The organism is uncultured Brachybacterium sp. (assembly GCF_947500705.1).
Taxonomy (GTDB): domain Bacteria; phylum Actinomycetota; class Actinomycetes; order Actinomycetales; family Dermabacteraceae; genus Brachybacterium.
Genome location: NZ_CANMSY010000015.1, coordinates 1 through 24,601 on the forward strand (window position 1 = coordinate 1; position 24,601 = coordinate 24,601).

28 protein-coding genes are annotated in these 24,601 nt (G+C 67.3%); 2 read left to right on the plus strand and 26 right to left on the minus strand.

The window, feature by feature from the left end; translation table 11 throughout:
• Positions 1 to 71 precede the first annotated feature (71 nt).
• Together Q0937_RS17160 and Q0937_RS17165 are read left to right on the plus strand one after the other, a co-directional pair.
• Complete coding sequence (locus tag Q0937_RS17160) at positions 72 to 662, plus strand: cadmium resistance transporter (RefSeq protein ID WP_047692498.1); 591 nt, start codon at positions 72 to 74, stop codon at positions 660 to 662.
• Positions 659 to 1,183 carry a signal peptidase II gene (locus Q0937_RS17165; protein WP_047692497.1) on the plus strand — a complete coding sequence of 175 codons (525 nt, stop codon included), beginning with the start codon at positions 659 to 661 and terminating at the stop codon, positions 1,181 to 1,183. Before Q0937_RS17160 ends, Q0937_RS17165 begins: the two co-directional genes overlap by 4 nt.
• Positions 1,184 to 1,458: 275 nt before the next feature.
• On the opposite strand, the gene Q0937_RS17170 is transcribed toward Q0937_RS17165, so the two are convergent.
• The 26 genes from Q0937_RS17170 to Q0937_RS17295 form a co-directional block, all read right to left on the minus strand.
• Positions 1,459 to 1,833 carry a ParB family protein gene (locus Q0937_RS17170; RefSeq protein WP_299306121.1) on the minus strand — a complete coding sequence of 125 codons (375 nt, stop codon included), beginning with the start codon at positions 1,831 to 1,833 and terminating at the stop codon, positions 1,459 to 1,461.
• Positions 1,830 to 2,645 (minus strand): ParA family protein, encoded by an 816-nt coding sequence (locus tag Q0937_RS17175; RefSeq protein WP_299306123.1) that lies wholly within the window; start codon positions 2,643 to 2,645, stop codon positions 1,830 to 1,832. The genes Q0937_RS17170 and Q0937_RS17175 overlap by 4 nt, the downstream gene beginning before the upstream one ends.
• Before the next feature lie 229 nt (positions 2,646 to 2,874).
• Positions 2,875 to 3,069: a hypothetical protein gene (locus Q0937_RS17180; protein ID WP_299306125.1), complete on the minus strand. Its 195-nt coding sequence runs from the start codon at positions 3,067 to 3,069 to the stop codon at positions 2,875 to 2,877.
• A gap of 271 nt (positions 3,070 to 3,340) precedes the next feature.
• Positions 3,341 to 3,580 carry a hypothetical protein gene (locus Q0937_RS17185; protein WP_299306127.1) on the minus strand — a complete coding sequence of 80 codons (240 nt, stop codon included), beginning with the start codon at positions 3,578 to 3,580 and terminating at the stop codon, positions 3,341 to 3,343.
• 84 nt (positions 3,581 to 3,664) lie between these two features.
• Positions 3,665 to 4,588: an ArdC-like ssDNA-binding domain-containing protein gene (locus tag Q0937_RS17190; RefSeq protein ID WP_299306129.1), complete on the minus strand. Its 924-nt coding sequence runs from the start codon at positions 4,586 to 4,588 to the stop codon at positions 3,665 to 3,667.
• A gap of 79 nt (positions 4,589 to 4,667) precedes the next feature.
• Positions 4,668 to 4,928 (minus strand): hypothetical protein, encoded by a 261-nt coding sequence (locus Q0937_RS17195; protein ID WP_299306131.1) that lies wholly within the window; start codon positions 4,926 to 4,928, stop codon positions 4,668 to 4,670.
• Between the two features lie 103 nt (positions 4,929 to 5,031).
• Positions 5,032 to 5,205, minus strand: coding sequence for a hypothetical protein (locus Q0937_RS17200; RefSeq protein WP_299306133.1), 174 nt, complete (start codon positions 5,203 to 5,205; stop codon positions 5,032 to 5,034).
• Positions 5,206 to 6,076: 871 nt separating this feature from the next.
• The gene (locus Q0937_RS17205; RefSeq protein ID WP_299306135.1) at positions 6,077 to 6,787 is read right to left on the minus strand and encodes a hypothetical protein; all 711 of its coding nucleotides are present in this window, start codon (positions 6,785 to 6,787) and stop codon (positions 6,077 to 6,079) included.
• A 444-nt stretch (positions 6,788 to 7,231) separates the two neighbouring features.
• Positions 7,232 to 7,432, minus strand: coding sequence for a hypothetical protein (locus Q0937_RS17210; RefSeq protein WP_299306136.1), 201 nt, complete (start codon positions 7,430 to 7,432; stop codon positions 7,232 to 7,234).
• Between the two features lie 247 nt (positions 7,433 to 7,679).
• Positions 7,680 to 8,231 (minus strand): thermonuclease family protein, encoded by a 552-nt coding sequence (locus Q0937_RS17215; protein ID WP_299306195.1) that lies wholly within the window; start codon positions 8,229 to 8,231, stop codon positions 7,680 to 7,682.
• A gap of 34 nt (positions 8,232 to 8,265) precedes the next feature.
• On the minus strand, positions 8,266 to 9,630 hold the full coding sequence (locus Q0937_RS17220; protein ID WP_299306138.1) for a hypothetical protein: 1,365 nt from the start codon (positions 9,628 to 9,630) through the stop codon (positions 8,266 to 8,268).
• Positions 9,627 to 9,908, minus strand: coding sequence for a hypothetical protein (locus Q0937_RS17225; RefSeq protein ID WP_299306140.1), 282 nt, complete (start codon positions 9,906 to 9,908; stop codon positions 9,627 to 9,629). The genes Q0937_RS17220 and Q0937_RS17225 overlap by 4 nt, the downstream gene beginning before the upstream one ends.
• A gap of 9 nt (positions 9,909 to 9,917) precedes the next feature.
• On the minus strand, positions 9,918 to 10,166 hold the full coding sequence (locus Q0937_RS17230; RefSeq protein ID WP_299306142.1) for a hypothetical protein: 249 nt from the start codon (positions 10,164 to 10,166) through the stop codon (positions 9,918 to 9,920).
• On the minus strand, positions 10,163 to 10,603 hold the full coding sequence (locus tag Q0937_RS17235) for a single-stranded DNA-binding protein (RefSeq protein WP_299306144.1): 441 nt from the start codon (positions 10,601 to 10,603) through the stop codon (positions 10,163 to 10,165). The genes Q0937_RS17230 and Q0937_RS17235 overlap by 4 nt, the downstream gene beginning before the upstream one ends.
• Positions 10,604 to 10,841: 238 nt before the next feature.
• Positions 10,842 to 11,105: a hypothetical protein gene (locus tag Q0937_RS17240; RefSeq protein WP_299306146.1), complete on the minus strand. Its 264-nt coding sequence runs from the start codon at positions 11,103 to 11,105 to the stop codon at positions 10,842 to 10,844.
• 118 nt (positions 11,106 to 11,223) lie between these two features.
• Positions 11,224 to 12,525 carry a M15 family metallopeptidase gene (locus tag Q0937_RS17245; protein WP_299306147.1) on the minus strand — a complete coding sequence of 434 codons (1,302 nt, stop codon included), beginning with the start codon at positions 12,523 to 12,525 and terminating at the stop codon, positions 11,224 to 11,226.
• Positions 12,522 to 13,181, minus strand: coding sequence for a hypothetical protein (locus tag Q0937_RS17250; protein ID WP_299306149.1), 660 nt, complete (start codon positions 13,179 to 13,181; stop codon positions 12,522 to 12,524). Before Q0937_RS17250 ends, Q0937_RS17245 begins: the two co-directional genes overlap by 4 nt.
• 8 nt (positions 13,182 to 13,189) lie before the next feature.
• Positions 13,190 to 15,394 carry a type IV secretion system protein gene (locus Q0937_RS17255; RefSeq protein ID WP_299306151.1) on the minus strand — a complete coding sequence of 735 codons (2,205 nt, stop codon included), beginning with the start codon at positions 15,392 to 15,394 and terminating at the stop codon, positions 13,190 to 13,192.
• Positions 15,391 to 15,825 carry a hypothetical protein gene (locus tag Q0937_RS17260; protein ID WP_299306153.1) on the minus strand — a complete coding sequence of 145 codons (435 nt, stop codon included), beginning with the start codon at positions 15,823 to 15,825 and terminating at the stop codon, positions 15,391 to 15,393. The genes Q0937_RS17255 and Q0937_RS17260 overlap by 4 nt, the downstream gene beginning before the upstream one ends.
• Positions 15,822 to 18,404 (minus strand): ATP-binding protein, encoded by a 2,583-nt coding sequence (locus tag Q0937_RS17265; protein WP_299306155.1) that lies wholly within the window; start codon positions 18,402 to 18,404, stop codon positions 15,822 to 15,824. Before Q0937_RS17265 ends, Q0937_RS17260 begins: the two co-directional genes overlap by 4 nt.
• Entirely contained in the window at positions 18,404 to 18,964 is a 561-nt protein-coding gene (locus Q0937_RS17270) for a hypothetical protein (RefSeq protein ID WP_299306157.1), read from the minus strand. The genes Q0937_RS17265 and Q0937_RS17270 overlap by 1 nt, the downstream gene beginning before the upstream one ends.
• Before the next feature lies 1 nt (position 18,965).
• On the minus strand, positions 18,966 to 19,292 hold the full coding sequence (locus tag Q0937_RS17275; RefSeq protein ID WP_299306158.1) for a hypothetical protein: 327 nt from the start codon (positions 19,290 to 19,292) through the stop codon (positions 18,966 to 18,968).
• A gap of 27 nt (positions 19,293 to 19,319) precedes the next feature.
• Positions 19,320 to 20,468 (minus strand): conjugal transfer protein, encoded by a 1,149-nt coding sequence (locus Q0937_RS17280; RefSeq protein WP_299306160.1) that lies wholly within the window; start codon positions 20,466 to 20,468, stop codon positions 19,320 to 19,322.
• 67 nt (positions 20,469 to 20,535) lie between these two features.
• Entirely contained in the window at positions 20,536 to 20,937 is a 402-nt protein-coding gene (locus Q0937_RS17285) for a DNA-binding transcriptional regulator (protein ID WP_299306162.1), read from the minus strand.
• Entirely contained in the window at positions 20,937 to 23,138 is a 2,202-nt protein-coding gene (locus tag Q0937_RS17290; protein ID WP_299306164.1) for a type IV secretory system conjugative DNA transfer family protein, read from the minus strand. The genes Q0937_RS17285 and Q0937_RS17290 overlap by 1 nt, the downstream gene beginning before the upstream one ends.
• A complete protein-coding gene (locus Q0937_RS17295; protein WP_299306165.1) occupies positions 23,135 to 23,854 on the minus strand; it encodes a hypothetical protein in 720 nt (239 codons plus the stop codon). The genes Q0937_RS17290 and Q0937_RS17295 overlap by 4 nt, the downstream gene beginning before the upstream one ends.
• Positions 23,855 to 24,601 lie beyond the last annotated feature (747 nt).

Here is a 24,601-nt window from a genome sequence, read left to right on the forward strand (position 1 = left end):
CAACCAACCCGCCGACAACACCGGCATCGAGCTAGCCGCCTAACACCCACCGGCCTCAACTACCTTGACAAATTCCGATCGGCCTGTTCGCCGCCACCAACATTGACGACATCGTCGTGCTCGTGGTGCTGTTCCTCGCCTCTCGTCGGGGAAAGCCAAGACCATGGCAGATCGTCGCGGGGCAGTACCTCGGGTTCATCACCCTCGTCGTGGTCAGCGTGGTGGCCGCTTTGGGCTTGACGATCATCCCAGACTCCTGGGTCGGGCTCCTTGGGCTGATCCCTCTAACCATCGGCATCTGGACGCTCGCGCGGGGGCTACGCCGCAACCAGGCTGATGACGATGGTGAAGCAAAGATCACTGCAGTCGGGTTGTGGGGCGTCGCCGGGATCACGATCGCCAATGGTGCCGACAACATCTCCCTCTACACGCCGATCTTTCGCACCAGCGCACCCGCTGACGTCGTGGTCATGATTGGAGTGTTCCTCCTCCTCGTGGCCGTCTGGTGCGGCGCGGGACGGCTGATCGGAACGCACGAGGCCGTCACCGATGCGTTGGAACGGGTCGAGCATTGGCTTGTCCCCGCAGTGTTCATCGGACTGGGGCTGTTCATCCTGATCGAGTCCGGCGTCGTCCTCCGGCTCTCGGAGGTCTTCGCATGACGTCGCGCGAGACCGGCCACGAGCCCGAAGCACGAGAAGTTCCCCCGCCGCGGCGCTGGCAACTCACCGTGGGAGCGTTCACGCTCGGCGCGTTGGTAGTCCTCGTCGACCAGGGGACCAAAACTTGGGCCGAAGCCACACTTACCGAGGGCGAACGCGTCCCTTTGATCGGCAACCTGTTGGGTTTGCAACTTGCCTACAATCCCGGCGCGGCCTTCTCCTTCGGCGAAGGCTCCACCCCGGTGTTCGCTCTGGCGGCCGTCGTTGCTACGGTCACCGCGGTCGTCTTCGCCTTGCGTGTCCGGCGACCTAGGTGGGCGATCGTGATCGGTGCGCTCGGTGGAGCCGCCGCCTCGCACACCGGCGACCGGCTCTTCCGCGAGCCAGGGTTTGCCCAAGGTCATGTCGTGGACTTCCTGGCATACGGCACCTGGTTCATCGGCAACGTTGCGGACATCGTGATCGTCGCGGTCGCGATCACCGGAGTGCTCCTCATGCTCCGCGAGCGGCCCGGCGAGTGACGCCGCTTTAGCGAACACAGCGGCAGCATCGGAGAGTTCACTACTTCCCCAGGCGGCGAGATCTCCCTCGAGGTCAAAAGTTACGGCAGCTACCGGGTCCAACTGGTCCCGCGGACGACCGTTTATGGCACGGGGTAGTTCGGGGCTCATCAGTCAGCGGTCAGCCTCATCATCGACCGTCGATAGGGCACCTCCTGGCGATGCTCCGACGGTTCAGCCGAACAGCTTGCCCTGATCCACGAACTCGATGCCCCGTTGCGCGGAGATGTACATCATCAGCTTCCTTCCGGCCGTCCGATCGGCCCTTCCCCGGGAAGAACGGCCTCGAACGGCTGTCCATTGTTGTACAGCTGTTCGCGGCGCTCGACCTCGGCCATGATCGCCTTCTGGATGAAGTCGCTGAGCGATCGGTCCCCCTCCTTGCCGTTGGTCTGGCGGAACGCGCCGCGCATTCGCGCGGCGTCGTCGGGGTGCTGGTAGAACCCAACCTTCTGTTGCTTGGCGGCCGTCGCTGCCTTCTGCTGGCGCGGTGCGGCTCCCTGCTGCTGAGGTTCCGGCGCCTTGGTAGGTTGCTGCTCCTGATGCGGCGCCGGCCGGATGGCCGATGCTCCGCTGAGGGCGCTGCGCCGGGGTGCTCGGTCCGTGGTCATGACTGCTCTCCTTCGAGTGAGCTGAGGATGGTGGTCAGGTAGTTGTCGTACAGCTTGGCAGCGGCACGGGCTTTGGCGCCGGGCCACTCGTCAAGGCCCTTCGATGCCTCGATGGCATCGCTGATCGCCACGTGGTACGGCATCGGGGGCTCCAGGATCGGGAGGTTCAGTGCCTCACGGTTAGCGTCGAGGTCGGCCTTCCAGGTGCGGGCGCTGCGGGTGTTCTCCTGGTAGCGATTGACGATCACGGCAGCCAGGTACAGCGAGGGGTTGTAGTACTCCCCCACCTCCCGGATGGTGTTGAGGAGCTGCACCAGGCCGTGGGTCCCGAACAGCTTCGGCTCAGTGATCGCGATTGCCGCGTGCGCAGCCGTCAGGGCATTGATCGTCAGGATGTCGAGACTCGGCCCGCAGTCGATCAGGATGAGGTCGTAGGACTCGAGGACCGGTGCGAGAGCTTCGCTGAGTCGGCGCTCGCGGCCGACCGATGCAGCGTCGAGCTCGTTTCGGACGGCACGCAGCACGTCGTTGGCGCCGATGGTGGGCACGACATCAAGGCCATCCCACACTCCGGCCACGATCACGTCACGGATCGTGTCGCTGGTCCGTGAGCTGAGCGCATCGGCCAGCCCTGCGGTGTCCTGGGGCAGCTCTTCGGCGGTCGTGGTGGTCGTGAGGTTTCCCTGGGGGTCGCCATCGACCAGGAGCACGCGCAATCCGCGGTGAACGGCGACGCGGCCAAGGTGCTGCATCGTGGTGGTCTTGCCGACGCCGCCCTTCTGGTTGCAGCCGGCGATGATCTTGGCGGGCATGGTCGTCCTTCCGTCTGGTCTCGAAACTCTAACACTACTAACAGGACTAACAGTAGTCACTACTAAGGGGGGTAATATTAGTGCGTGGGAGTCACAGGCACCGACATGACTTCCTCCTGATGCTCAGACTTTCGTGAGGGTCCTACTGGCGCGCATCCCCGCGGGGCGGGGAGCGCGAGGGGCAGCCGCCCCTCGCTGCCGGCTCGCGCGCCGGCGGCGGGGCCGGCCACTAGTTCTCCCCGAACGCTTCCCGGAGGGCCGTGAGGGCAGCGGCCACCTCCTGGCACTGCTCTACGTAGCGGAGGCTCCCCCACGCCGCGCCGTTGGCGTGCTCTGCCCACAGCCACGCGAGGCGTAGATCGTTGTCGGCGGTAAGGGTGACTCCCTCCTCGGTGGTGATGGACAGCTGGCCGATGATCGCCATGGTGTTCTCCTTAGAACTCGATGTAGTCAACCTGGACGCTTCTGCGCCGGGCGTGGATTAGTAGTTCGGCCGGCGCTCCGTTGCCGGGATCTACCGTCAGAATCAGGCGGGGGTCCTCGCGAGCCTCCGGCGCCGGCCGGCGCCGGCACTGCGGGCAGTCGCACCCTCGCCGCTGCGTGATCCGGCACCCATGGAACTGGGTGACGCTGCCGATGTAGTAGGCGGCTTCTTCCATCATCTACTCCTAATAGTGGTAACAGTAGTGTTTAGGTCAGCCGAACAGCTTGGTCCAGCATTCGGGGTGGATGCCGCTGACGAACTGCTCGCGCAGCTCGGCGGGCATCTCGGGCGCGGCCTCCTGAATGAAGGCTCCAGCGTCGAGCGCGGCGACCTGCTCAGGGGTCAGCTCAAGCATTCCGCGGCAGCCGCACTGCATGCACGGCTCGGTCTCGGCAATCTCCATCCCGTCAATGGTGTCGAGGATTCGGTCGGTGATCGTTGCGTAGAACATTTGGAGCCCCTCTCTCGGTTGGTGCTTCTAATACTACTGTTAGGGCCGCGCAAGCGCAACCCTAACAGTAGTATTTTCTGAGGTTCACGCAGCCGCTGCCGCTTCCTCGACCATGAGCCCATCGGCCAGGACGTGAACGGCGCGCAGGACGTTCGCGGCCGTACTGCGGATGGCCTCGGCGTCATCGGCGGTCCAGGTGGCCACGTAGCCCACGCTGTAGCTGCTGGTGTCGAGTCCGAGCATGCCGGCAACGACGTAGGCCACGCTCTCGGCCTCGCACTCCCTGACGCCTCGGTGTGCGGCGCGCTCGCTCTCCGCGTCCTCGCTGTGCAGGATCACGTGCGCGGCCTCGTGAATAGCTGTCTTCGCGGCCTGTGCGGGGGAGAGGTCTGCATCCACGGCCACGCGGCGTGAGCCGTCGGTCATCGTGTAGCCGTTGGTCTCGCCGGGGATCGCCTCGCGGGTGAACGTCCATTCCTGCGACTCGAGCCAGGCGGCCACGGCTTCGATGATGCCGTGCTCATCCTCGCCTGACAGGCGCGAGACGAACGTGCGCGCGTCGGCCGGCTCGGGTGCGTCCGGGTCGGTCTTGTCGGTCTGGTCGATGTCGAACACGGACAGAGTGGGGAAGTAGATTCTCACCGGCTCTCCCTTGGCGTTTCGGCGGACGATCGCGCCGGCCTCCTTGGCTGCCTCGGCCTCCTCCTCGGTGAGCTTCTTCTCTGCGAATCCGAGAATCTTGATCGACTTTTCGCCCTTGCGCACCTGGCGGCCCATCTCCTGCCACTTGCGGAAGCCTGCCACCTGGGTGGCATCCTCGCGCTGCGCCCAGATGAGCATCAGATTGTTGAGGCTGTAGGCGTGGAAGTTCGACGCGAACGTGAGGAAGTCAGTCCACGCCTGCGAGCTGCGCAGCTCGTCCACCTGGGCGGCGATCCGGTCGTGGAGCTGCTGCGCCTCCTCCCGGCGCTGCTCGGCGGTCTTGCGGGTGGTGATCTTGCGGGCCATGGGGTGTTCCCTTCCTTCGGTGAGTGGTTCTATCACTACTGTTAGGGCCGCTTCGCGCGACCCTAACAGTAGTATTTGCTCAGTTGTGGCTGGCTGGAGCGTCGCGCATCTGCTTGTCCGGGGTGATCAGGTGGCCGAGGCCGCCGATGATGAGGCTGGCGGCGCCGTGCTCGCAGCGGTCGCTGTAGACCTCGATCCGCGCTGCGCCGACGGAGGTGCGCATCTCCAGTCGCAGGAAGGAGACGCCGGGAAGGTCGGACTCGATGCGCTTAGCGGCATAGGACCAGCGGCCCGCCGCGGTGGCGGTCAGAATCTTGATGTCATAGTCAGTGATGGTCATTGGACTACCTTTCTCGGTGCCTCGCGGTTTGTGCTTCTAATACTACTGTTAGGGCGACGTGAGCGCAACCCTAACAGTAGTATTATTGGGGTCTTTTTCCTGGTCAGTCGGCGGTGGCAACGATGACTGCCGACATCAGCTGAAGCGCATCGCCCAGCTGCCGGTCCGCCTCGCGGAGCATTTGCTCGCGCTCTTTCTTGGTCTTCGTCGCCCACGCGCGGCGCATCGTCCCGCGTGCGGCCGCCGTCTGCTTGCGCAACTCTCGCATCTGGTCCATTTCCCTACCTCTTTCCGGTGCTGATTACCTGGTGGCTTCCTTCTTGATAAGCGGAGCAGCTGTCCGGACGACGAGTGCAGCAACCCGTAGGGCGAGGGAGGAGAAGAATTTTTGGCCGTGAGGGAGCTTGCGACCGGTAGGACAAAAAATCTTCGGGGGAGTCGGCCCGCGAAGCGGGCTTGTGCGCGAGGAGGGAGGACAGATGATGGAGCGTCAAGAAGGAACACCCCCACGAGACTGGCGGCCGTAGGCCGGCCTCTCAGCTCGCTCGCGAGCTACCTCCTAGAGGGTGGCACTGCCGCCCGCCGCCTGTGGGTGCCAGGCCGTAGAGTGTCGTCCCTTGCGGAGGGGAGGAGGTGAGTCGGACCATAGCGGATGTGCTGGTCATGGGCATAGGACTGGCTGTGGCGGTGCTGAACCTGGTCGCTGCGGTCCTGCGTCTGGCGGAGGCGCGGACGGGTCGTGCAGCACGGCGGCGAGAGGGCCGGCATCGTCGGCACTGAGCGAAGGGGCCAACCCTCGGGTTGGCCCCTTCCGTGCGCTCCTGAGCGCCGCGGAGAAGGGTAGACGAGCGGAGCGAGTGCCATCGGGTGGGCACCGTCGAGGGTCGCGCGCCGGGACGGAGTGCCGGTGTCGGGGGTGGCGGAGCCATCACGTAGTGACGCGCTAGCGCCTTCGACGCCGGTGCGACGGCCTGGCACGCTGGCCTGAGTCGGTGTCATCCGCCTGCCGCGCGCAGCGCGGGCAATGAGAGCAGGGGTGCGGAGCACCGCCGTCAGGGCACTGCCGAAGGCGTGCCCCGATAGGGCTGGGTCGGCAAGCAGACCGATGGCGGGGCCACCCTCGCCGTGAGGGCGGCCCCGCCGTCAGATCACTCCGTCATCCACTCCGGCTTGCCCCGGTAGTAGAGCACCCGCACCATCGTGTCGGTCAACTCCCAGCCCGGGGTGAGTCGCTGCGAGACCATGGCCGCACGCGACGCACGCCAGGGCTGTCCCGCAGCCCACCACAGCAGCGCCGCGATCGCGAGCAGCCGGCCGGCGTACACCGCCCCCTCGATGTGCGCGGCTGCGAACTCCGCGACCATCGCCCCATTGATGAGCGTCGCCAGATCGAGCGGCCGCGTGTCGGGCGAGAGCAGCCACGCCATGACCTTCGCGTCCGCCGGCAGTTCTTCCGAGGGGAAGTACCTGACGGGCATCACCAGGTACGCCATCGCTGCCAGCATCCGCGTGGAGTGCACAGAGCTGTACGCCATCGCCGCCAGTTCCGCCACGGCCTCGCTCGACGGCTTCTCGCCGTTCAAGCAGATCGCCTGCCACTCGATGTGCATGTACGAGCTGGTGCGCCTGACGGGCGCCACCTTCTCGAACGCCGGTTCGCGACCCATGTCCCACTTCCGGATCGGCGCGGTCGCGATCTGCGTTCTCAAGGCGCGCGCCCGATGAATCGCGTTCGTGTAGCGATCCATCGCCGCCTTGATCTGCGGGTACTGCTCCCGCGCCATCTCCAGCTGCGCCCTCTCGCGCCGCAGCGCCTCCGCCAGCTCGCGGCGGACCTGGGTGATTTCGCTCTGCTTCATCGCTCTTCCCTTCGGTAGGACGCCCTTTGGCGTCGCCCCGCTGGTACGGGACATGACCTGCCAACCCACCACAGCGGGGTGGCAGTCAACCCCGAAGAACGGAAGGTTAGGAGCACTTTTTCGCCTGAGCTCGCGAAGGTAAAAAGTGCTTCTGACCTGGAGTGTGGGTTGACGGACGGGGACCCCCGTGGGGTTCAATGGCAGGTCCCGTAGCAGCAGGCAACGCAACCACGCTGGAAGCCGGCCGACGTGGCGGGAGGCGGAGCGCATGCGGAGCTTCAACCGCCGCAAAACAGAGCCCGCTCCGCGGGGCCTTGGAAGACAAGAAAGCGCGGAGCGCGCGACAATCGCGAAGCGGCGCGCTCTGCTCCTTGAGAGACCTCGGCGTGAGCTTCGAGGACTCACCACACAGCCCGCGTAGCGGTCCGATTCTGTGTAGTGGAGCTACAGGCCAGCTCTACGTTCGGCTTCCTCGGCCGCCGCCCTTAGCTCGTCCCACTCCTCGACGGTGGCCCAATCGGGTCGGTGGCCGATAGCCGGATCTCGGTCCAGCTGCGTCAGCACCAGCTCCTCGCGCAGCACCTCGCGCAGCTGCATGATCGACTCGGCTTCCGCCACCACATCACTCTCTGCTGGGTGATCCATCGCCCTCTCCTCTCAGTAGGTGCGGCCATGATGCACTGCCGGCGCCGGCACCGGCAGTGGAGTGACTATGACTGTGGACAAACACTGGCGCAGAGCCTCTTTGCTCATCGGCTCAGGAGGAAGGTCACCGCGCCTGCGATGCACAGAGCGGCTGCGAGGAGCCCGAGCGCGCAGCAGCAGCGGCCACCTCGCTGGCCAGGTCTGTCGCTGCCGTCGAGGTAGCCCAGGACGTACCAAAGCAAATCGTTCATCGGCTCTCCCCCAGAGTTGGGCACTTCTCCCACGCACCGATGCCGGCGGTGCGTGCGGTGTTGGTGGCGGCCTCGTAATCGTCCATCCGCTCCGGGGTGGGCTCTCTCCCTGGTGCCCAGGCATAGGCATACCCTGCGGCGATGAGGGCCGCCCCGGCGTCGGTCCCGTCCTCGGTCTCCACATAGCGCAGTAGCCGGCCATAGCGGTCCTCACTGTCCGCGTGGTCGTCGCTGACCAGCTCCACGGCCGCCCCCTCGGGTAGTAGCTCCTCCAGCTGATCGGCTGCCGCTTCTCCTCCACACTGCCCGGCGTCACCATCGTGGGCGACCTCGGGGGTGTTGATCCCCAGCAGCCGCACGCGCTGTGTCTCTCCCTCGGGGTCGGTCACGTCGATAGTGTCGCCGTCGATGACGTAGGCGACGGTGTACCCCTCGGTCGGCGTGGCTGGCTCCAGCAGGGTGATGGGGTCACACGCGGCAGTGCCCAGGACGAGCACCCCCAGCAGCACAAGCGCTGCCCAGGGTGCCCGTCGCTGGCTGCCGTTCATCACGAGGCCAGTAGAACGATCATGAGGGGCGCGATCATCGGTCAGTCGCCTCCCTCAGCGTCTGAGCGACGGCCGCGGCCGCCTTCCGGTATGCGGCGCGCGTCGCATCAGACAGAGCCGTGGGGTCGATCCGGGCACCCTCCTTGAGCGCCGGGTCAAAGGGCACAGGCACCACTGCTGACACCTGGGGCGCCAGGTCCGCTGCGATGTCCTGCGCGACGTGCAGGTAACCGGGGTCCGCAGACTCTGCCGGCTCCAGATCGTGTAGCAGCACCACGGCGCCCCTCACGAGGTCTCGATGGCCGGTGGCGACCAGCGATCGCATCATCTTCTGTGCCACGGCCGCACTGTCCCGTCCGGCGGCCACCGGGATGACTAGCTGGTCGGTGTGATCCAGCGCCTCGGTGAAGTGAGCAGCCCTGATGTTGTTCCCGGTGTCCAGCAGGATCAGCCGGTAGAACCGAGACAGAATCTCATGCACGGCGCGGAAGTTGTCGGCGCCCACGATGTCCTGCCGGGTTGGGTCCTCGTCGCTGGCCAGCAAGTCGAAATGAGAGTCACCCTGCGGCCGCACGTAGGCGTCCAGCGCTCCCAGCCGGATGCCCTCGACGCTGCCGAATGCAGGTGCGGCCTGCTCGATCAGGTCCACCACGGTGGAGCTGTGGCGGTCCTGCATCCCTCGATCGGACAGAGTGCCCATGGTCTCGTTCGCGTCCCAAGCGACCACCGCACCGCCACGGATTGTGCCCATGGTGTGTCCGAGCATCCATGTGCTGGTGGTCTTGCGGCTGCCGCCCTTGGGGTTGGCTACCAGGATCGTGCGGGTGCCCAAATAGTTCGTCTGGATCAGGCCGCGCTCGGCCCGCTCGGCCTCCGCTGCCTCACGGCGGCGCCGTTCGGCGCGGGTCTCCTGAGCATGCTGCTCCTGCTCACGGGCTCGACGGGCACGGATCTGCTCGCGGCGCGCCTCGAGTTCCGCGGCTCCCGGCCCCAGAGACATGCCCAGCTTGTTCAAGCCGCCGCGCCAGCTGGTCGCCGCCGGCCGCCGCTCCTCCTCAGCAAGCTCCGGGTCCAACTCCTCGGTCGGAGGCTGCGCGGCTATCGGCGCGGACTGCTCCCACGCGGGAGTGGTGATGACGGGCTGTGCCTCCGCCGGTGCGGGGGTCACGTTCCCGTCCGGGCCGGCGACCAGATCGCGTGTGCCGGCCGGCTCGGTGACCGTGAACCGAACGGGGCCACCGATCCGCTGTGCATGCTCGACCACGCGCAGCCGGGCCTGCTCGCGGCTGGTGGCCAGATCAGGGCCGGCAAGCGGCTGCGGTGCTCCGTCAATCGTCACAGCACCTCGTCCCTTGGCGTCCAGGGTGACCGTTGCGTAAGTGGCTGTCGGTGATGTCATGACGCGCTCCTCGCGCTCTGCTGGAACAGCCGCAGCAGCTCGCGGGGTTCACGCTGAGCTGCTGCTGACGGCTCCATCGGTGCGCCGTTCTCATCTGGCGCCAGCACATTGATTGCGGTGATTCCTTGGACCCGGAGCGTCAGTGTGGTGCGGTCAGGGAAGTCCTTTGTGGCGCGATACGTCATCACCCGGACCTCGGTCACATGCTCAGGATTCACCAGCACCTCCTCGCGCTCATCGAATGCGACTTCGCCCCTGGTCAAGCACATGAATGACATATCTGCTCCTTAGTCGGTGCGTAGCGCTTCGGCCACGTCGTCGGTGATCGCGCTGCGTAGCGCGGAGTCGGTCGCTAGTCGGCTGATGAGGGCACGGACCACGGTGGCGTGTGGGACGCGGGTGACGGCGATGGCATCGGCTGCCTCGGCGCAGAACGTCGTGAGCTGCCGGTAGGTCTGGGGTTCCAGCGTGCTGGTCAGACGTACCGGCCTGGCGCGTGATGAACCGGTCCCGTCGCCGCTCTCGGTCGCGGTCACGACTCCGCGCCGGCCTCGAAGATGTCCACCGGTTCGTTGTCACTGTCGGCAGCGGTCGCCGGTGCCGCGCCTTCGTGTGTCTCGTTGTCATCGAACACGCCCGCATTCTGGCCTCGGAAGCTCAGACCGATGCTGTCGGCCTGTACTTCGTGCTGCTCGCGAGGGCCATTCTCGGACTGCCACTCGGTCACGCGGTAGCGACCGGAGAACGTCACGCGCAAGTTGCCGTCCCTCGTTGCGGCCGCGACCAGGCGCTTGGCCTCGTCGCCTTTGACGGCCACGTTGTACGCGATCGAGGGTCCGTCCTCCCAGGCTCCGCTCTTGGTCTTGATGCGGTCCGACACCATCACGGTGGCGAACGTGTAGGGGCCGTTTTCTCCCTCACGCAGCTTGGGAGTCTTGGCCAGGTTTCCGACGCAGCCGCTGATGTGCCTCATGGCGCCTCCTTGATCGAATGCACCCACCCCGATAGTGAAGTGGGACACCTTAAGGATATGCGCATGTGCGCATCTGCGCAATAGCGCCGATGCGCATTCGCGCACTATAAGTCTGACTGGTGCGGCGCCTACTGGGCCGATGTGTTGTTGGTGAGCACTCATGCCCTCGATGGGAGGGGAGGTGCTGCTGGAGCTTTACCCGCGAGTATCAGGAACGCCTGCCACCGCACCCAGCGCTTTATTCGGTGGCAAGGCCGTTCTCGGCAGCGGCAGTTGAGTGGTCTCGACCGTAGGTGTTCAGGAGCGCGTACTCGATGATCTCCACGATGGGGGTATCCGTCTGTGCGGCCACTTCGTCCACCAGCTCGCGCACGCTCTCTTGGGTGCGGATGTAGAGGCGGCTATGGCGCTGGATGCGCTGTGATGACAGGGCTGCGAGTCCGGCCCGGGCGTCCTCCGACAGGGCGAGGCGGGGTGCGTCGCTATGGTCATCCTCAGCCACGGGGGCGCTCCTTCGTCGTAGTCGTTCGGTGGTCGGGGATTCTATCGGCGGCGCCTGATGGGGGAGTGCTGTGGTGCTGCCGCGGGTGCTGCGCACCCTTGCCCTCGGTGGTGGTGGTTCAGTAGGCGATCAGGTTGGTGTCCATTCCTTTGTACTCGGGGGCGACGAGCCAGGTGCCGTACTCGTAGTGCCAGTCCTCGGGCTTGCGGCCATCCGCTCGCGCCCAGGTCGGATGCCACCAGCCGTACTGCGGCCCGTTCTGCTGGATCCAGCGCTTTTCCAGAGGCGTGCCGCGGATATCGATAGCGAGGCCGAAGCCGTGGTTGGACCAGCCCGGGGTGGCTGCCAGCCAGCCCTTGGACGCCTTGGTGTTCACCTGGTCCTGATAGGTGCGGTAGGTGGAGCTGATCGGGAGGTCGCGGCCGAACTCGGCTTTGAAGGCCTCGTTCATGGCGACGTAGGCGGCGACGGCGCGGGCCTGACCGCGGCCGTCGGGGTCCAGCGCGTTGGGGAAGCTGCACAGAGCGCTGTCGGGCACGTTGCCGTTCAGGGTGCCGGGGCCGTACTCGGAGAACACGGGGGTCTGTTCGGTGCAGCCGGCTGGCATGGGGAACTTGGGCAGCTGGTCCAGGCTGGTGGCGCCCTGGACCTCGCCGGTGCCGCCGCCGGTGCAGTCCACGGCGGTGGGGTCCTCACCGCCGCCGTCTGAGGTCTCGGTGACGGTGGCGCCAGCCAGGTGATCCATCAGCGCCTCGGCGGTGGGAACGTGCTCGGCGTACTTCTCGGGGTGGGCGGAGACCTGGACTGTCTGGGCGGCGGTGCCGGGGTCCATGGTCTGCCAGCCGGCCACGTCGAGCAGGCCGGGGAGGTGGTAGCCGGCGGGGCCGGCGCTGCCGGCGCCGGCGTAGGTGATGTTCACGCCCTTGATGAATGCGGTGGTGGCATACACCGGATCGCTGACCTGCTCCAGCGTGCCGTACCAACCGGGCAGGGTGCGCTGCTGGAAGGGGCCGGCGTCGTTCCCGCTGCCGGTGGGCTGCGTGTTGGCGCCCAGGGTGGATTCCTGCATGGCGGTGATCAGTGCGATGAGCTGCCCCTGTCGGCCCACGCCGAGGTTCCCGGCGGTATCCAGGATGATGGCGGCCGTTTCGACCTGCTCGGCGCTGTAGTCGTTGAAGCCCTGGCCATCGGTGCCTTCGACGCGCACGCTGGGGCCGCCAGGGGTGCAGGCCACCTGGGTGGCGGCGCTGGAGCTGACGCTACCGAACAGGGCGATGCCACCGACACCGAGAGTGAGGCCGGCCAGCAGGATCGCGGCCACCAGGGCCACGGCAATCACCTTCCACGACAGGATGGTGCCGACTCCCTGCACGACGGCGCCAGCGAGCAGGGAACCGGCGGAGCGGCGCTGCTGGTTCACAGCGAGCCACCGGAGGCCAGGCACTCCAGGCCGGTGAGCATCCACGTGGTGGTGGGCTCGTTCCAGGCGGCCTGTGCGCGGACGGTGACAGGGGTCTGAGCGCCGTCGGTGTCGGTGACGGTCACGGTGAGGTCCCCGCTCCAGGTCGTCCCGCTCTGGGTGGGCTCGCCGGCGGGCGTGAGGCTGTCCACGCGCAGTGGTGCGGACTGCACGGGCAGGCAAGTCAGCACCGTGATGCGGCGGAGGGTATCGGGAGCGATCTTGCCGGTGAGCTCGTCGCTCCAGGAATCATCGTCGGCGCTCTCGCGGGTAGCCCACCGGGTGATGATCTGATCCACGGCCGGCTGCGCTGCCGGTGGAGCATCAGCGGCCGGGGTGGTCTCCTCGGGCTGCGGGGCCTCGCTGTCCTCGTCCGCGGTGTTCTCCTCGGTGGGGTTGGCGACCTCTACGGGCGTGGGCGTGCGCTCTTGCGGGGTCCACAGGGTGATGGCGGTGGCCACCAGTATCACCACGATTCCCAGGGCCAGGACCACCCCGCCGATCCGCCCGCGGCCGCCCTGGGGCTGCCGGGGCGGCGTGTAGGGGCGGTGGGGCCGGCGAGGCGCTGTCTCGTCGGTCTGGTCCCACTGCTCATCGAGAAAGTCGTGCGGGGCCATGGTTCACCTCACTGGTAGGACGGTGCCCGGAACCGGGGCCGGCCACTGGTGGAGCTGCGATGCGTGCGCGGCCCGGGGACCGGGCGGGTCTGGGTGCCCGCCTCGGGAGACCGCGACGTGTTCATGTGCCGGCTGGCGCGGCGCGTACGGGGCGCGTCGGGCAGGTCCGGGCGGGTGAACCGCACCCTGGCTGCGGCGCGGTGCGGGCGCCCGGGCGCCGGGCGCTCGAGCGGGGGAGTGGTGGACGGTTCCGGCGGGATCACCTCGCCGCTGAGCACGCGCTGTCCGCTGCGGGGGCTTGCCTGGGGGGAGGGCGTGGTCTTGACCGTTTTCGGCGCCGGGCGGGGGCTCCCGGTCGGCGTGCTGCTACTCGCGGCCGCGGGGGCTGCCTCGCTGCGCGGGCTGGAGCTGGTCAGGTGTGCCCGGCTGGCCGAGGGGCCGGCAGGCAGTGCCCGCTCGGTTGCGGCGCCGGCTGTGGCCGTCTCGGGGGCGTTGGTGCGCTGGGCCGTGGGCTGCGTGGTGGCGCGCAACTGCTGCGCACGCGGTGCGGAGCGCTCGTCACGGCGGGGAGCTGTCTCGCGTGCGGTGGGGCCGGCGGTCAGGGAGCGCTGCTGCCGCGCAGGGGGCAGAGCCGGCGGGGCGCCACGGCCGGACGGCAGGCCGGGGGAGGCGCCACCGCCGCCGGCTCCGCCGGTGCCGCTGCCGCTGGGCGACTCGGGCGGCGCCTCGTCACGCTGGCGGCCCTCGCGCGGGGCGCGGGGCCGACGGGAGGGCCGGCGCATGCCGCCACTCATCATGCTGAGGGCCTTTCGGGCCAGGAGGTACTTTCCGATGCCGCTGCCGCCCTCTCCTCCGACACCGAAGATCGCTTCGAGCCGGCCGCGGAGGGCCACGCCGGCCACCAGCGCGGTCAGGGTCAGCAAGGCGCTGAGCAGCCATCCCATGCTCGCCGTGGCGGCGAACAGGACAGCGATGAGGGAGAGCACGGCGGCAAAGATCGTGAACGCGATGATGGACATGATGAGCTGCACGATCACCTGCCGGCCCCAGTTCATCACCCACCGGCGCGGTGCGCCGGGGACGCAGCCCATGGCCACGAAGAGGGGGCCGACGATGAGCAGCAGATAGGTCATCACCAGCGCGAACGTGGCGGTGAGCCCGGCCACCAGCACGAAGATGGCGAAGACAGCGGCGACCACCAGGCCGATCAACAGAACGACGATACGCGCGACGGCATAGCCGGTGTCCATACCCTCCAGCCAGGTGGAAGTGCTGGAGTCGGCCTGCGCCCGCTTCACCTCGTCTATGGCGTCCTCGCGGTCGTCGCCGCCGGTGGTGATGATTCCGGTTCCGTAGGCCTCGCACGCCTCGATGCTGCCCAGCTCGGCAAGGCACCAGGGGGTGACCACGAGCGTGCGCCACATGGCATCGATGTTCTTGCGGGCGGCGATGTCGGAGGCGCTGCCCTCCAGCTCGTCGTCCTCGGGGTTTGCATAGACGATCGGGGTCTCTCCGCTGACGGTGGCGCCCTCGGACATGGTGGCCACCATGTCCGATCCCAGGGTGCGCACCCCCTCTACGCTGTTGACCAGCAGGGGGGAGTGGGTGGTGCCCAGGATCAGTGTGGTGCCGGCGAGGATCAGCCACAGCAGGTTGCCGAACATACCTTCGCCTCCACTGTTGCGGCTGGCGTAGGCGACGATTCCACCGAGCACGAGCATGCTGGGGAACAGCCATCCCAGGGTGCCCTCAGCGCTGGCGCCCATGACGTTGCCGACGGCGGTAGCCATGCCGTCGATGCTGGTCATAGAGAACATCCAGCCGGTGACGCTGGCGATGCAGGCGCCGAGGAACACGATCACGTACATCAGGAAGTTGGTCACCGCGTTGAGTGCGGCCAGTAGGGGATCGTTCCAGTTGGCTTCGCTGTAGATGTTGTAGTACGAGAAGCCGATGTAGCGCTCATGGAACAGGCGGCCGCCGTCGCCGGCCAGGTCCGGAATGAAGAAAAGGCCGCCGGGGCCGGTGACGTTGATCGGGTCATCGGCGTAGGCGACGGGGCCGGTGTAGATGATCCAGGCGAGGACCAGGAACCACCACAGGCGTACCGCCCAGGTGCGGTTGGGGCGGGGCAGGGCTGCGGCGAGGTCTCGCGGTGTCGGGAGTGCGGAGCGCAGCCGGCGCAGCGGTGCGGGGCGGTCCGGGCGGCTCATTCCGACCACTCCAGGACCATCGCGATGGTCTCGCGATTCTTGGGCTGTCCGCTCATGTCCTCCCACGCGGTGACCTTGCCGTCCTCCTTCACCTCTACGGCGTAGGTGTAGGGCCGGTCCGGACGCTCCGCGGCTGTGTAGGTGACGATGACGGCGGTAGTGCCGGCCTCCTCGTTCTCGAATGTCTCGCCAGCTGCCGGGCCTTCCTCCACCTCGACGCCCGCACTCACCGTGCAGTCGCCCACCTTGCGGTCGGCCAGCTCGCACATCGTGGCGTCGTCACCGGCCGCAAAAGCCTCCATGAACTGGACGGCGATGTCCTCGGTGTTGCTGCTGCCACTACCGGTGGGAGTCTGTCCGGGCAGGCAGGCGGCGAGGGTGAGGCTCAGGGCCAGGGCGGCCAGGATCGGGGTCAGGGCTCTGCGGATCATGCTGCTGCCTCCTCGTCGGATTCGGGCGTGTCCGCGGTGGGCTCGTCCGGGTTGGTAGTGGTCTCTCCGTTGCGGTTCTGGGGGGCGGTGGTGTCCAACAGCTCCAGCACGTGGGGGCTGGGGACCTGCCACTGGACCTGTGCGGCCTGGTGGTTGGCGTCGCGCATGATGCAGTGCCCCTTGCGGATGACACCCTTCTTGGCGCTGCGAGCCAGGCCGCCGATCGCGGAATAGGTCGCCGCGGTCTCGGGAAGGTTCAGCACCTCGGCGGCTGCATGCTGCTGTGTCTTGGACTGGAGGTGGAAGCAGTACACGGTGTTCAGCTGCTCCACCAGGCCCTCGTGCGAGGCGACGCCCACCACGTCCTGGGAGTCCAGGATCAGGTGGGTGCGGTTGGCGGAGCCGATGCGGGCGGTGGTGTCCAGGAAGCTGGCACCGTCGGTGATCTTCAGGAGGTTGTGGACCTCGGGAATCATGATCGTCTTGGGCATCGAGCGCATGGACTGCGCTCCCGTGATGGCCACGGCGGTGGTGATGATCGAGCGCATCAGCGCCATGGACAGGCGCTCGGTCTGGTCCCAGTCGCGTTGCGACTTCTCCATACCCGGCAGTGTCAGGCCGGGCATTTGGACCAGCCACAGGCCGGGGTCGGTGGGTAGTCCCAGGTTGCTCTCACGGGGGCCGGCCACAGGCCGGCCCAGCGTGGTGTTGGCCAGGTTCGTCAGGGACTTGCCCAGGCGAGCCCAGCGCTCATCTCCGTGGTTCTTCTCCTCCAGCAACCACTGGATCGCGGCCCAGGTGCTGGGCTCGTTCAGGGTCTCAGCCACCGCGGTGGTTGCGGCGAGCGTCGCGTCCTCAGCGATGTCGGCGTAGTTCGGGGGAGCGAGCAGCTGGAGCAGCCGAGCCACGGCTTCCTTGGCGCTGTCACGGTCAGTCAGGGCACCGAACAGGTCGAGAGCCCCGGAGGCGGCGTCATCGATGACGGTGCGGCTGTGCGGCAGTCCATACTCGGCAGCGACGTTCACGACGCCGGTCATGTCGCCCTTGAAGTCAAGGACCAGGCCCCAGCCGCCCATGAATGCCTGCTCCAGCATCATCAACAGGCCGGCAAGGGACTTGCCTCGGCCGGATAGGCCGAACAGCGCCACCGTGGTGGCGTCGCGCTCCCGGCTGGAACGGGTCACATCGAACCGGGTGAATCCGGGAGTGGAGCCGGTCAGCCAGTGCTGCACGGGTCCCTCATCGGGGCCGACGGCAGAGCCGCCCCAGAACAGTGAGCCGAACAGCAGTTCGGCGTCTGCGACGTGGCGGAGGTCGTTCACGCGCACGTGATCGCCGGGCAGGGTCTCCAGCCAGAGGTCTTTCTGGTCGTCGGCGCCGTCTCCGACGGTGATCCCCATTTCGTCGTAAAACGTCTTGAGGCTGTCGAGCTTCGCGTTGAGCTCGTCGCGGTTGGCACCGCTGACGATGAACCGGGGGTGCATCGTCACCAGGCGCACGCCCTGGGAGCGCTTAAGGGCGCCCTCGATGCCGCTCATGGTGGCCTCGGCGTCCAGGATGTCCTCGGCGGGCTCGGCGGCAGCCGACTTGGCCGCGGACAGGCGCTGTTCCTTGGCGGACTTGCGGGCCTCGGAGACCTCATGCCGGGCTTCGCGGGTGGGCATGATCGTGAATCGCACGCTGGCCTCCACGCCGGCGTCCACCTCGTCAAATATCGGTTCGCCGTTGGTGTCCTCGTCCACCTCCTCCAGCACCTTCACGCTGGACAGGGCGCGCAGCCACTCGGCGCCAGGTAGCGGCAGCTCTTCGGGGAACTCGAGGATGGGCAGCACCGCGCCGTATGCGGCCACGGTGCCGTCAGCGGCGTAGAACCGAAGGTGATCGGACATCGGGACCACGCGACCGGCGGTGAGCGCGGCCAGAGGTGCGCCGGCGATCACGCCGGAGCGGTCCGGAGTGCCGGGCACTTCGCGCTTGGACTCGCGGCCCACCTCCCAGGCGATCAGCTCGGCCGGCGCGAGGCGGGCGGCGAAACGATCGGTGGACAGCCGACGGGCCATGCGCTGAGCCTCGCCCAGACGGTAGGCCAGCTCACGCTCGGACAGACCATAGGTGGTCAGTCCAAACGCGTCGGTAGCGGCGTCGGTAATGGCCTGCGTGGCCTCATCGCGGCCAGCGTTCTGGGTGATGTGCAGCAGCACGTAGCGGCTGGGCATGGCCAGGGCGTCGATGCTCGCCGCTCTGTCGGTCACCCAACGCTGCCAGTCGCCGGTGGTGTAGGGGCCGGCCTCCAGCATCTCCTCGGCGTAACTGTCGCCGGTGATCCGTCCCCAGAGCACGCGCAACTGGCACTGCGCTCCCTGGAGCGCAGCGCCAGCGGTACGGGCCACGGATTCAATGTGGTCCAGCACGTCCTCGGGCGAAAGGAGGTCGGTAGTGGCAGTGTCAATCTGCAGCACGGTCTCGGTACGGGTGGAGGTCACCAGCAGCCCATCCGCGATCGCGCGATAGCGCGGCGGCGGGGTGCGCCGCTCACGGTCTACGCCCAGCACGCTCAGCAGTCGCTCGGTGATCTTCATCAGTTCTTCCCCTTCTTCCGGGCCGCACGGCGGCGGAGCACTCCGGCGACGTGTTCGTTCCCCAGCAGGCGTGCTTTCATGCGCAGCCGCACCGGGCGGCCGGTGGCGACGATCGGTGCGGCGTCGTCCTTGGGTCGTTCCCAGGCGGGTCGGCGGGTCCAGGGGAACTCATCGCGCCGCTGATTCAACGGCGTGATTTCGGCCCGGGCTGGGCGGCGCCGGCCCAGGCTGATGATCGGCAGGTGCCCACGCAGCACGTACATGGCGGCAAGCACCCAGGTGGTGAATCGGAATCGGCGCGGGTTGGACGTTGACCGCTGTGCACCGAACCAGGTCAGGAGCGCCGGGGGGAGGATGTAGAGCGTTGCAGTGTTCCTCCCAGGGGCACCGAGGAGGAACCACATCAGCGCAATCCACACCGCGAACACGACGAAGCCGAAGATGAGCGGCTTTCGGGATGGGCCGTCTCCAAGGTCGATGCCCAAGATGGTGTGCTGGCGGGTCTCCAGGGAGAATGCCCCGGTGTAGTTGCGTGCGGTCCGTCCCTCGGTGCTGGCCATCTCAGATCACGCCGGCAGCGAGGAGAGAAGCGACGTGGGGGGCGTGGTCGGCGGCCGCGAGGACAGCGCCCTGTGCGCCGTCCAGAACCTGCGCCGCTGCCTGGGTATCGCCGCCGCTGATCCTGCCGGCGACCCACCGAAGAAACGCGATAAAGCTGTCCGTGGCGTAGATGATCCAGGCCAGAAAGACGGCCACCAGGAAGTTGGTCAGCATGTCTCCCCACTCCCGCTTTGCGTAGTGAGAGAGCATGCGCACCACCAGAATGGCAATGAAGACATTGCCAGCGACGATGATTACCCAGGCTGTAAATTCGGCTCCAGTGAACATTTCGGGTGTCCTTTCAGGGGAGGGATACTATTCGGTCGTTCCGCCGCCGGAAATGGCGCTGATCTGCCATCCGCCGGCCTCGTCGGCGCTCACACTGGAGAGCGTGAGCGTGTAGGTCTGGGTCAGTTCGATGCCGCTGGGCAGTGTCCAGGCGACGGTGGCCAGGGCGGTGCGAGTGCTTTCGCCGCCCTCGTAGACGGTCCAGCCTCGGAGGCTGGAGAATTCGGCGCCGCCGGCCAGGCCGGCGATGTCGGCGCCGGGGGCGACGGATGCGGTCACGCTCTCGTCCTCGCCGTAGGAGGAGAAGAACGATTCCGCGGCGTCCTGGGTGGCACCGCCGACGGTGGTGTCATGCTGCGCTCCCTCCGCGGGGGAGGTTGCGATCGGTCCGGGGGTGGTCGCAATGAGCGCGGGTCGGCCGAGCACGGAGACGGTGCCGGTGTCGTCAGCGGTCAACAGCACCTCGGCGGCGACGGGGCGAGGTTCGCCGGCGGTCCAGGCCTCACCATCAGCGGTGTAGTCGGTGATCGTGCCGGTGACGAGTGCTCGTGCGCGGCCGCCGTCGAGCTGGGCGACGCGGACGACGGCGAGGTCACTCACGGACTGTTTGCCGGTCACGCTGGCGGAGTCGAGGCGGTCGCCGCTGCCGTTGGGGGAATCGAGGGCCATGGCTTGCTGGCGTGCTGCCAGAGCTGCGTCGGCGGGGTCGATCGTGAGGTAGGCGGCAACCTGGCGGGTGGCGACCTCGGCGCCGGCCGCGGTCGGGAACGTCTCGGACTCGACCTCCTGCACGACGGTGGTGGCCTGGCTGGGAAAGATGATCTGTCGCAGCCCGACGATGCACACGAACACCAGCGTGACGATCAGAGCGATGCGCAGCACTTTGGCCAGTGCTGCCCCGAAGGTCTTTTCATTCTCCATTGCCCAGCTGCCGGCGGAGGCCCCGGCGGGCGGCGCGCTGCTGTTCCTCTGGGGCGCGGGCTCAGGCGTGAGCGGCTGCGTCCACGCGTCGAGGGCGTCGGCCTGGCCCTGCTGGGACTTCTTGGCCTTCCTGGCCTGCTCCTTCTTCTCGCGCTTCTTGGAGTAGTTCAGCGGCACCCCAGGCGGCATCAGGAACACGTGGGTGCGGACCCACACCCACCAGGCAGGTCCGTGACTCTTCTCGGGCTCGTTCATACCGCCATCCTGCCAGCATGCACCCGTGCATGCAAGGGTGCATGCTGGTGGGTGTGGTCGGTAATGGTCACTGCTCCCCCTGCACGTCCAGCTCCAGTGATTCCCAGGTACGAACGGTCTGCACACTCACCCCGAGCGAGGCCGCCACATCTGCCTGCGAGAGGCCATCCTCGCGCATCGCTGAGACAAGTTCGTGCGCTCCGCGGCGCCAGGCGTCACGGTGGCGGCTCGCCTCGGCGCGATGTTCCTGGACCTGGGCCCACTGGCCGCGCCAGCGCTCGGGCATGTCCACGTGAACCACGATGTCGTAATCGGTAGGGCTGCCGCCGTTGTGAAGGGCTGCGAGCTCGGCGGCCATGGAGCCGGCGTGGCTGGGGCTGCGCACCAGCGTGGTGCCGTCGATTCCCTCCACGGACACCACCCATACGCGGCCGGTGTTCGTGACGGTGGCGGTCATCTGCTGGGGCATCAGTTCTCCTTGGTGTCGTGGTCGAAGAGGTCGAAGTCATCGGAGGCCCACGGGTCGGCCTCCCCGAATGGTTGTGCGGAGTCTTCGGCGGCTGCCGGGGCCGGCGTCGGCGCTGCCGGCTCCTCAGCTGCCGCGCCAACTGCTGCCGGGACGGCCGCCTCGTCGGGCACTGCCGTTGCTGGCTGCTGCTGCTCGTTGGGCTCCTCCGTGGTGCCGTCGGTCGTCGCCTGCTCTGCGGCGGTGAGGGGTTCGGGCATGCGGCGCTGGACCAGCACGCGGCGCTGCTGCCACGGGAAGCGGGTGGCGAGGACGATTTCGCCCGGGCCGAGCTTGCGCAGCGTGTCCGGGTGCACGGTGAATTCTTTCCCCTCGCGCAGACTGCCCTGACCAGACTTGCTGGTCAGGGTGCCCAGCATGGTGTGGTCATCGAAAACCTGGATCGTCTCGGCCATTGACGGCCGCGTGCCCCAGTTTTTGGCGTAGTCCTCAGCGCGTTCGGATTGCACGTGCACCAGCTGCACGTTCGTGTTCGTGAGGATCGTGGTCAGCAGGCCGTCGCCGGCGTCCATCACGCTGCCCACGTCCTGCGTTGCCAGGACCACGGCGCCACCGTTGGTGCGGCCGCGCTGGAGCAGGTCCACCACGGCGTCCCCTCCCAGAGCGCTAAATTCGTCCACGACGATTAGGCCCATGCGGGTGATCTTCTCGCCGGTGCGGTTCCAGCGCTGGGAGCCGAGGTGCCCGAGCACGGCTTGGAGGTCTTTGATGGCCAGGTTCGCCAGCGAGGTGGCGGCCACGGTGTCCTGCATCGAGTCGAGGTCGAACACCACCACGTCTCCGGCGCGCATGGCGTCCTCGAGGTTCAGTCCGTCCTCATCCTCGTGCAGCATCGGACCGATGGCGCTGGTGAGCATCTTTCCGATGCGAGCGCGCATGCCCTCCGCGGACTCCTTCTTGCGCGGAATCTCGTTCAGTTCCTCCTCGTACTCCGCCAGGTCCAGCTGGAGGTCCCCACTGAGGTGGTGGCGGGTGCCCATGAGGGTGCTCAGGCGCATGATTCGGTGCAGGTGGTAGAGGTCCCGGCGCCAGGGCAGGCGCCGGCTGCCGCGCTCGTAGGTGCGGTCCTTGGCCACCAGCTCGTCCAGGGCACGGGTGGCGTAGCCCAGCAGCTCCTGGCCGTTGGCCTTATGGAACGGCTCGGAGAAGCCACCATCGGCTGCCGCGGCCTCCACCTCCACGATCCGCGTGGCCACGGCGCCAGCGGTGCCGTGGCGGATCGGGTTGTAGCCCAGTTCTCCACCGAGCGAGACGTGCAGGAAGCGCCGGCCCGCTCGGTGAGCGATCCGGCGCATGGCCTCGGTGACCTCGGGGTCCGGCTTGAGGTTGATATAGATCAGCGGCACCCGCAGCGGCTGTGCGGCCGGAGCCTCCAGCGCGCCGCGCACCAGCGCGATGATGTCGGTGGTCTTACCGAACCCGCTGGCCCCGTCGATCCAGCAGTGCTGGAGGAACGCGCCCAGCGGCACATCGGCCGGCCTCCTCGTGGTCTGGTCCAGGCCGAATCGCACCTTGACGTCGTTCACAGTCAGCACCGGGGCCTCGCGTGGTTGCCTGCTACCACCACCAGCCGCGGCCGCTCTCTGGCGCGTCGCCGGCTTGGGCGCGGGCTGCGCCCACCCCTGCATCTTCTGCGTGCGGCGCATCGCGGCCTCGCGCTCCATCACCTTGCGATCGGCCGCTGGTCGGCGCCAGGCCGCGTCGTGACGGCGCACGTACATGCTCAGCACCGCCCCAACCGTCAGGCCCAGCGCGATCCCCACGGGAAGCCGCCCGAGCAGCCATACCGACCAGCGAGCCGCGACCAATGGCCCCACCGCGCTCGGGACCCCGGCCGGGCCGGCCGCCATGGTTGCCTCGAACACCGCCGGCACCAGCTCCAGTGCCCACCGGACATACGGCGGGCCGAACGTCAGCCACAGCAGCGTCAGAGCAAGGCCAGCCAGACCAGCCAGCAGCACCCACCATGCGCGCAGAGCACGCCACCGTCGGAGCCCCAGCACCACCAGTACGGTCACGCCCGTGGCTACCGGATTAGTCAACAGGAACAACACCGCCAGCAACCGCAGCACCGCAGCGACCCCAGAGATGGGCTCTTTAGTCTCGGTCCCCACCCGCAGCCGCGGCCCCTGTGTGGCGCTCATCGGTGCGCCTCCTCATCAGTCCACGGCTCCACCTTCACGCGCCGGCGCACATCCTCAGCACGCGCCCATGCGTTCGTCTCCTCTGCCACGGACTCCACGCGCGCCAGAGCAGCCGGCGCCGCCCAATACCGCACGGCTCCCACGCGCTCGTCCAACAGATACGCCCGCATGATCTGCCGCAGCCGCCGCACATCTTTGGGCGTCATCTCCAGCTCGTGAACCACTCGCTGCCCGCTCGGAGCAACCTGGAGCAGATCAGGAAACTGCCTCCGCGTACGGACATCTGCCCCCGCCCGAACCGTCGCCCACACTGTGCCATCAGCGCGCTGGTGCTGGTTCGCCGTATCTTCGGAACGCATCTCCCGCTCGGTCACGAGCGTGAAGTCAGGACGGAGCGTGCGCACCCTGTGTCCAAGGTCTACCACAGCGAGGTCGTGGCGATACTGACTGAACTTCGCTGTGACCACCCTCCCGGTGACACCCACCGCCCGCATTCCTTCACGCGTCGCCGACACAAATCGCGGCGCGGACTGCAACACCCGATCAGACACGATCAACTCGCGCGCCTCCAGACCCCGGAGCCGTCGATACAGCGGTGATAACCGATCGGGGTCACGCTGCCCATGCACCCACTGCTGGAGCTGCACTGCCGTCATAAACGGAAACCTGCACAACAGCGCCAGGTAGTCCAGGTCACGATCCGTCAACCGCGTCATGCTCCACCCTCCCGGAACAGCTCACCAACACCTACAGCGCAAGCAACATAACTCCGCCCACTACACCACTCACCCTATCAAATGCTGAACCCAGCCCCCACTCTCGCATCGCACTTATATGCCAACCCCTGCATCTCGCGTCCTCCCCCACCTGCGCTACGCCAACTCATCCTCTATGCCTGCTACCTACCAACTCATCTACTCAACACCCATGCAACACCCCAAAACCTTGTAACTAACCCACCCACAGACTCACTCTGACCTACTCCTACCTGCTCCCTACCTATCTCTGACTCTCACACTCTCTGACTCTCTCTACTGAACTTCATCCACACTCACCTACCTCCACACTCTCCACTCTGTTATCCCCTGTCCTGCTCTGACCTCCCTCGACTTCCATCAACACCACCCACTGACTTCTCGAACTTGTGAGACGAAGTTTGTGGGTGGTGTTGATGGATCAAAGAGGTTCCCGGAGGTCAGAGCAGGACAGGGGATCAGTCCTATGACTGGTGAGTGTGGAGGTAGGTGACATGACTATGCCCGAACGGGGTGGGGATGGCGCAGCCGCGTAGCGGCTGCCCTAGCAGCCTCTCTCGCCTCCTGGACGAGTCGACGGGTGGCCGGCGTCGCTGGACGCTCAGAAGCGCGCTTGCGTGCTTCTGAGCGCTCCTGGCGATCCCGCTCCTGCTGCGCAATGAGCGCGGCACGCGCCCGGTGCCGGCGTGCGCTCGGTGAGAGCACCGG

Excerpts from the sequence above, each read along its gene's own strand:
- Q0937_RS17165 (WP_047692497.1), top strand. The coding sequence starts at position 659 with ATGACGTCGCGCGAGACCGGCCACGAGCCCGAAGCACGAGAAGTTCCC.
- Q0937_RS17170 (WP_299306121.1), bottom strand. The coding sequence starts at position 1,833 with ATGACCACGGACCGAGCACCCCGGCGCAGCGCCCTCAGCGGAGCATCG.
- Q0937_RS17175 (WP_299306123.1), bottom strand. The coding sequence starts at position 2,645 with ATGCCCGCCAAGATCATCGCCGGCTGCAACCAGAAGGGCGGCGTCGGC.
- Q0937_RS17180 (WP_299306125.1), bottom strand. The coding sequence starts at position 3,069 with ATGGCGATCATCGGCCAGCTGTCCATCACCACCGAGGAGGGAGTCACC.
- Q0937_RS17185 (WP_299306127.1), bottom strand. The coding sequence starts at position 3,580 with ATGTTCTACGCAACGATCACCGACCGAATCCTCGACACCATTGACGGG.
- Q0937_RS17190 (WP_299306129.1), bottom strand. The coding sequence starts at position 4,588 with ATGGCCCGCAAGATCACCACCCGCAAGACCGCCGAGCAGCGCCGGGAG.
- Q0937_RS17195 (WP_299306131.1), bottom strand. The coding sequence starts at position 4,928 with ATGACCATCACTGACTATGACATCAAGATTCTGACCGCCACCGCGGCG.
- Q0937_RS17200 (WP_299306133.1), bottom strand. The coding sequence starts at position 5,205 with ATGGACCAGATGCGAGAGTTGCGCAAGCAGACGGCGGCCGCACGCGGG.
- Q0937_RS17205 (WP_299306135.1), bottom strand. The coding sequence starts at position 6,787 with ATGAAGCAGAGCGAAATCACCCAGGTCCGCCGCGAGCTGGCGGAGGCG.
- Q0937_RS17210 (WP_299306136.1), bottom strand. The coding sequence starts at position 7,432 with ATGGATCACCCAGCAGAGAGTGATGTGGTGGCGGAAGCCGAGTCGATC.
- Q0937_RS17215 (WP_299306195.1), bottom strand. The coding sequence starts at position 8,231 with ATGAACGGCAGCCAGCGACGGGCACCCTGGGCAGCGCTTGTGCTGCTG.
- Q0937_RS17220 (WP_299306138.1), bottom strand. The coding sequence starts at position 9,630 with ATGACATCACCGACAGCCACTTACGCAACGGTCACCCTGGACGCCAAG.
- Q0937_RS17225 (WP_299306140.1), bottom strand. The coding sequence starts at position 9,908 with ATGTCATTCATGTGCTTGACCAGGGGCGAAGTCGCATTCGATGAGCGC.
- Q0937_RS17235 (WP_299306144.1), bottom strand. The coding sequence starts at position 10,603 with ATGAGGCACATCAGCGGCTGCGTCGGAAACCTGGCCAAGACTCCCAAG.
- Q0937_RS17250 (WP_299306149.1), bottom strand. The coding sequence starts at position 13,181 with ATGGCCCCGCACGACTTTCTCGATGAGCAGTGGGACCAGACCGACGAG.
- Q0937_RS17255 (WP_299306151.1), bottom strand. The coding sequence starts at position 15,394 with ATGAGCCGCCCGGACCGCCCCGCACCGCTGCGCCGGCTGCGCTCCGCA.
- Q0937_RS17260 (WP_299306153.1), bottom strand. The coding sequence starts at position 15,825 with ATGATCCGCAGAGCCCTGACCCCGATCCTGGCCGCCCTGGCCCTGAGC.
- Q0937_RS17265 (WP_299306155.1), bottom strand. The coding sequence starts at position 18,404 with ATGAAGATCACCGAGCGACTGCTGAGCGTGCTGGGCGTAGACCGTGAG.
- Q0937_RS17270 (WP_299306157.1), bottom strand. The coding sequence starts at position 18,964 with ATGGCCAGCACCGAGGGACGGACCGCACGCAACTACACCGGGGCATTC.
- Q0937_RS17275 (WP_299306158.1), bottom strand. The coding sequence starts at position 19,292 with ATGTTCACTGGAGCCGAATTTACAGCCTGGGTAATCATCGTCGCTGGC.
- Q0937_RS17280 (WP_299306160.1), bottom strand. The coding sequence starts at position 20,468 with ATGAACGAGCCCGAGAAGAGTCACGGACCTGCCTGGTGGGTGTGGGTC.
- Q0937_RS17285 (WP_299306162.1), bottom strand. The coding sequence starts at position 20,937 with ATGCCCCAGCAGATGACCGCCACCGTCACGAACACCGGCCGCGTATGG.
- Q0937_RS17290 (WP_299306164.1), bottom strand. The coding sequence starts at position 23,138 with ATGAGCGCCACACAGGGGCCGCGGCTGCGGGTGGGGACCGAGACTAAA.
- Q0937_RS17295 (WP_299306165.1), bottom strand. The coding sequence starts at position 23,854 with ATGACGCGGTTGACGGATCGTGACCTGGACTACCTGGCGCTGTTGTGC.